Annotated in this window: 6 protein-coding genes and 1 tRNA gene; 2 read left to right on the forward strand and 5 right to left on the reverse strand. The window is 61.1% G+C overall.

Annotated features, from left to right (window positions below):
• Positions 1-1,014: 1,014 nt before the first annotated feature.
• Positions 1,015-1,575 carry a hypothetical protein gene (locus tag BLW27_RS20235; RefSeq protein WP_089886506.1) on the reverse strand — a complete coding sequence of 187 codons (561 nt, stop codon included), beginning with the start codon at positions 1,573-1,575 and terminating at the stop codon, positions 1,015-1,017.
• Positions 1,576-1,737: 162 nt separating this feature from the next.
• Here BLW27_RS20235 and BLW27_RS20240 point away from each other — a divergent pair, with 162 nt between their 5' ends.
• Positions 1,738-2,436: a winged helix-turn-helix transcriptional regulator gene (locus BLW27_RS20240; protein ID WP_089886508.1), complete on the forward strand. Its 699-nt coding sequence runs from the start codon at positions 1,738-1,740 to the stop codon at positions 2,434-2,436.
• Positions 2,437-2,593: 157 nt separating this feature from the next.
• Here BLW27_RS20240 and BLW27_RS21030 read toward each other — a convergent pair whose 3' ends face one another.
• The 4 genes from BLW27_RS21030 to BLW27_RS20255 all read right to left on the reverse strand — a co-directional run bounded on the left by BLW27_RS21030 (position 2,594) and on the right by BLW27_RS20255 (position 4,006).
• Positions 2,594-2,794 (reverse strand): hypothetical protein, encoded by a 201-nt coding sequence (locus BLW27_RS21030; protein WP_143042393.1) that lies wholly within the window; start codon positions 2,792-2,794, stop codon positions 2,594-2,596.
• A 117-nt stretch (positions 2,795-2,911) separates the two neighbouring features.
• On the reverse strand, positions 2,912-3,103 hold the full coding sequence (locus BLW27_RS22185; RefSeq protein ID WP_089886512.1) for a helix-turn-helix transcriptional regulator: 192 nt from the start codon (positions 3,101-3,103) through the stop codon (positions 2,912-2,914).
• Between the two features lie 110 nt (positions 3,104-3,213).
• Positions 3,214-3,780 carry a hypothetical protein gene (locus BLW27_RS21035; protein ID WP_218141194.1) on the reverse strand — a complete coding sequence of 189 codons (567 nt, stop codon included), beginning with the start codon at positions 3,778-3,780 and terminating at the stop codon, positions 3,214-3,216.
• Between the two features lie 136 nt (positions 3,781-3,916).
• Positions 3,917-4,006: transfer RNA gene (locus BLW27_RS20255), tRNA-Ser, on the reverse strand.
• Positions 4,007-4,737: 731 nt separating this feature from the next.
• Between BLW27_RS20255 and BLW27_RS21040 the strand changes: the two genes are divergently transcribed.
• Positions 4,738-5,016: a hypothetical protein gene (locus BLW27_RS21040; RefSeq protein ID WP_143042395.1), complete on the forward strand. Its 279-nt coding sequence runs from the start codon at positions 4,738-4,740 to the stop codon at positions 5,014-5,016.
• The last annotated feature ends 456 nt before the right edge of the window (positions 5,017-5,472 follow it).

The raw sequence follows: 5,472 nt of genomic DNA on the forward strand, positions 1-5,472 counted from the left end.
GCTTCTCAGCCCTCGGCACCGCCGAGATCGTTCGCGTGGCATGACATCAGCGGGGAAAGGGGAAGTCACGCCTTAGGCGTGAGTTACGCAACAATGCCCCATGCATGTCGGATATTAGGCTCGTGCTGTCCGTCGAGATTGAAGGCCGCTTCCATGAAGCTGCGGCGCAGCTTCGCGCTCATCCCTATGTCAACTGAGGGCCGTTCGCGTAGGACGGCCCGACGCTTCATTTCTCGAATGCCTCGGATTTTCCCAAAGCGTCTTCGAGGTCAACGCCGAGGTAACGGACGGTGCTGTCCATCTTCGTGTGACCGAGCAGCAGCTGGACGGCCCGAAGGTTTCCGGTTCTGCGGGATACTTAGGCGACCTTGGTGCGGCGTATCGAATGCTGCAGTATGAGCTCGGCTCAAGGCGATCGAGGCGCCCCAGCCCCGCACGAGGCGGGCATACTGTCGCGTAGAGACATGGCGCCATTCGTGGAAGCGTCCCGGTCAGAGATGCTCGGATCCGACCATCAGCGGATCGTCAAGCCAAGCAATCAACGACTTCCGTGTCCCCTCGGTAACCTCGAATCGAACCGAGCAGGCGCCCCGCAATCTCGAGATGGACATGGATTGCCCAGACGGGCTTCGGCATGAGCGGTCGTTTCTGTCCAACGACACGGCCCCTGTACCAGGCTGGGCGGCAAGCACGGATGACGGGAAGAGTGGCTGCGGGCATGAGAGTTCCTCTGGTCCCCCGCACTCCACCTCTTCGCCGACGCCGTGTCGACGCTACCTCATACCATGCCGCGCTGCCGCAGGTCTGCTTCGAGCCCTTTTCGACCATTTGCCATCGCTTAAAATGATCCGATCGTAGAACGCCGGCCATCGTCTCGGAGCACGCGTCGCCATTTCAGCCGCGGTTGCGCCGATGCAAGAAGAGGCGCGGACACGCCCGCGCCTCCTGTTCACTGTCGACCATTCATCGCCGTGACAGAGCGTCGCCTGCCGGCGCAACGAGGCAGGGCTCCGTTCACCCGGCCGGCCGTTGCTCGGGGCGCTCGTCCACAGGTAGCATGATGTGAGCATAGGGCGTGTCGGGATACATCACGTACGGCCCATCGGTGCGCGGCGTCACCGGCAACCCTTGGAGGATCGCGTCGTCGGGCACGATGATCATGACGTGCGGCCCCTCGACCACCCAGTCGTTCTCGGCGGTCGGCCCTTCGGCATAGGGTTCGGTGTTGCTCGCCCCGCCGCCGGGCGAGTCCCCCGCCAGCATGTAGGCAATGCCGATCCGATCCGGCGTGAAGTCCTGCCGAGCCTGGTAGGCTTCGAACCAGCCCATCCATGGTTCGTCAAGGCACATCGGCCCGGCAAACGCCTCGGGCGCCGGCATGCAAGTGAAGGCTCCTTCACCTTCCCGCAGCAACGTCCCGTCGAGATCGCGAACCGTCACCTCGTCCTTGAGTTGCTTGGGTGCAGCGCTCAGCGCCTCTTCAATCTTGGTCTCTTCCGACTGCGCCGAGGCCATCGGCACCGTCAGCAGCGCAGATGCGGTCAGCGCGGCGAAGGTGGATACAATCCGTTTCATGGTCGTTCTCCTGTCTTCCAACAGTTTCGGCCACATCTGTGGCCGTTCGGGAGTCTCGCAGATCGCGGGACAGGCTTTCCAGTCCACGAACTGTACTGGTCGGGTCGACATCGGTGGCCGAAGAGTCCACGTTTAAGGGGCGCGCAGCTTTCGGAGGTTACGATGCCCGAAGACCGCTACCGCCAGTTCTGTCCCGTCGCGATGGCCGCCGAGGTGCTTTGTACCCGCTGGACGATGGTCCTCGTTCGCGAGCTTGTGGCCGGCTCCACCCGTTTCAACGACCTGCGCCGCGGCGTGCCGAGGATGTCGCCGACGTTGCTCTCCAAACGCCTCCGCGAGCTCGAGGCGGCGGGCATCGTCCGCCGGGAACCGATTCAAGGCGAGTCTGCGTATCCCGGTTACGAGCTAACAGAAGCGGGCCGCGACCTCGCCCCGGTCGTCGAGGCGGTCGGGATGTGGGGCCAGAAATGGGTTGAGGCCGAACCGAGCCTCGCCAATCTCGATCCCGGTCTCCTGATGTGGGACATGAGGCGCAACCTTGACCCGACGCCCATGCCTGCGAAGCGGATGGTGATCACGTTCCGCTACACCGATCAGCCGGAGGAGCGGCGGCATTGGTGGCTGATCGTCGAGCCCGGTGCCGAGGTCGACTTATGCTCGATCGATCCAGGATTCGACGTCGACCTCTACGTCGAGACCGATCTGAGATGCATGACGGCGATCTGGATGGGCCTGACCAGCGTCCGGAAGGAGGCGGGCCGGGACCGACTGGTCGTTACTGGTGACGACAAGCTTGCCGCGGCGATACAGGACTGGCTGGGCCTGAGTCCTTTCGCGACACAAAGGAAGCTTTCTGGCTGACCCGCCTCGTTAACCTTGCGCTACGTGACATTGTAGTGCGTCGCGCCGCAGTAGTGCCGCGACGCATGCAAACCCTTGGAGCGACCTACGCCGAGGTCGGACAGGCAGCAATGTCTGCTCTGGCCGATGGCCTGCTGCCGGTTTCGTGGACAGCGGGTTAGGTTTGCATTGCGCGGTCCTCGAACGCTATGGGCCTGTGATAGCCCAGCTTCGAGTGGCGTCGCTTCGGACTGTAGAAGCGCTCAATGTAGCCCGGCGGCAGGTCAGTGGCGATGAAGGTTTTTGTGCCAGTGTCGGGCGGGCATCCTTGAGAAGCCACCGAGGCGGCAGAAGTGGGTGGGGTGAAATGGGTCTGCATGACGTTTCCTCGAGACAGGGCTGCCCTGCTTGCGCGACTCGAGGCGCGCGCAAGGGATGGTAGGTTAGCGATTAGGGGTTTGGTGGGGCTGAGTGGGCGCCTCTGGCGCCAAGGAGGTTAGATCTGTGGGTGTGTCGCGAAGCAGCGCTGCCGGCTCGCTTCCCACGCTTGGACTTCACTCAGTTTCCAGCGCGTGACCCCGGCGCTTAGCTTGATCGCGGGCGGAAACTCTCCGGCGCGCTTCCAGCGCCAGATCGAGTCGACCGAGACGCCGAAACGTTCGGCGACCTGATGAACGGTGAGGTAGATTTAAGAGTGCATGTTCATGGAGTGCTCCTGCGATTTCAGGCATGCCTCTCCTTTTCGCCCGAACGGGGCGCCAAGGATTATTTAGGTGGTGGGTCCTGTGGTGGCTGCTGTCAGATACCCTTGACGCGCCACTTGGGCAGCGTCCAGCGCACGTTCTTTTCGAGATCGGCCAAGACCGCCGAGATGTGCGCCACCTTGTCCATAGCAGCCTTGCGCGACTCGGCATCTGCGAGATCGCTGTTCTCGATCTCATCGAGGCGTGCCTGCAGTTCGTCCTTCTTGAACCGATTCACGATCGACGCGAGATCGACGGCTGCGTCCAGAAGGTTGTCGACCATGTTCTCGGCGCGCCCGATCGAGCCGCGCGATCCTTGGAAGATCTCGTTGTGATCGGCATCGGGCCCCATTGCCTCCTCGAAAGCGAAGGCTTCCGGACCGCGATCATCATCGAGCACGGGCATCTCGAGTCCCATGAGTTCGAAATTCAGCTGCACATTCGAGATGTCTGGATGATCGTTAACGTGCTCGAAGAACGGCGTTTGCAGATACCGGTAGGTGCTATCTTCGAGCCGGCGCTCTTCTTCACGCTGGCGCTTCAGTTGATTTCTTTTTCGCTCGGTTGCTGACAGGGCCACGGCGACTGTTTTCGTGATTGTTAGCGTGAAAACAGTATTCACGATGTAATTATGGGAGTCAACAACTAAGGCCACGCAAAACGCTGCGTGCCATAGAAAACTGATGATGAGGTGGATGTGGGGTGGGCCGCTAGGGCCGCGCAATGATTGTTTATCTTCAATCACTTGCGAATGTTTGTGGCGGAGACGAAGGGATTCGAACCCTCGAGACGGTTTCCCGCCTACTCCCTTAGCAGGGGAGCGCCTTCGACCACTCGGCCACGTCTCCGCCGACGGGTATAGCCGCGCAAGCGGCGGAGATACAAGGGAAAATTCGACTTCGTGGCAAGACACGGATTCGGCGTCCCAAACCATTGAAATGGCGCTAAAAGGCCGAGAATTACGACGATTATGGGCAAGATTTGGTCATCGCTCTAAGGATGAATGTTGCGCGTCAACCGCAACCTGTAGACGATTAAGCGCTGCGGTCTCGAACGCCCAGACGCCAGAGCGCGCTCGCAGATCCCTCCTCAGCGGGCGCCCGTTTCCGCCACTGCCGCGCCGAACCGATCTCCTCCGGACAACGGAGGATTGAGCATGAGCATCGAACAGCGAGAGCCAGGGACGAGCGGCAGCGGGGGCGTCCCCGACGAGTTCCGAGCGGGCCATAGTGAGCAGTGGAGCGCATCAGGTGTCGGGCTCCAAGGGGGCCGATTGCAGGCCACGAGCCCGCGCAGCCGTTTTGATTCCCAGCAGGTCCCCAACGCGTCCTCACCCGAGGCCATAGAATGTTCTGAGACATCCTCTCGTGTTGAACCAGGGTCCACTTCCTTAGTGGGCCCGGCGACCCGCAGCGCCAGCCAGACCCGAATTCTCGCCCTCGCGCTCCAGAGAAGCCCTTTTCCGAGTTTCACCAAGAAGCGCCTTGAGAGACGTTGGCAGGTTGGACCGGACGTAGTCCGAGATGTCCTGCGCCATTCGGGGGTCGATCCAGGGTCGGAAGTAGGCCTTCGGATTCCCATGACAGACGCTCTCCTGTGTGAGGGTTTTTCCGACCCGCTTGCGGTTTGGATTTCCGCGTCAGCGGAATGCCGGAAAATTCTCTCTGCTGATCTCCTGACGCTTGAGGGCTGGATCGCGCAGAAACCGAAAAAAGAGCAGCGCGACAGGACCAAGTATTACCGCGAACTTTCTGAAGGGCGCCTCGCCTCCGTCCGGATCGGAAAGCAACACCGTTTCCGTCAGACGCTCAAAGCCGCCCTGGACTGGCGCGCCGCCGGCGCGGATTCGTCGTCATGACCCCAGTGAAGTTCCTTCTTTCCTATACCAGAAATCCGGTCCCCAGATCGACGGGATGGCCGCCCCGGCCGCCGATTTTGACGCTCACATCCTGTTGGTCCTGGTTCAAGGGACCAACACCCTGTTTGCGTCAAAACGGCCCTCCAGCCCCGATTTAGCTGCGTCCCGAGTCGATTTGCGGGGGGGTTGCCTACGAACCCTCCGCAGCATCTATCTGAAAACCCAAGCCAAAAATGGAAACTTTACTATGTTTGATGCCGTCATCGCCGATCAAGCGCTCGCTCTAACGCCGACGATCCTCGAGGAGAACCTGAGGTCGGGCCGATATAATGGAATCTGGAAAAGCTCGGGAACACGCGATGGCATTGTTGCGTAACTCACGCCTAAGGCGTGACTTCCCCTTTCCCCGCTGATGTCATGCCACGCGAACGATCTCGGCGGTGCCGAGGGCTGAGA

It is taken from the genome of Citreimonas salinaria, from assembly GCF_900107235.1.
Lineage (GTDB): Bacteria > Pseudomonadota > Alphaproteobacteria > Rhodobacterales > Rhodobacteraceae > Citreimonas > Citreimonas salinaria.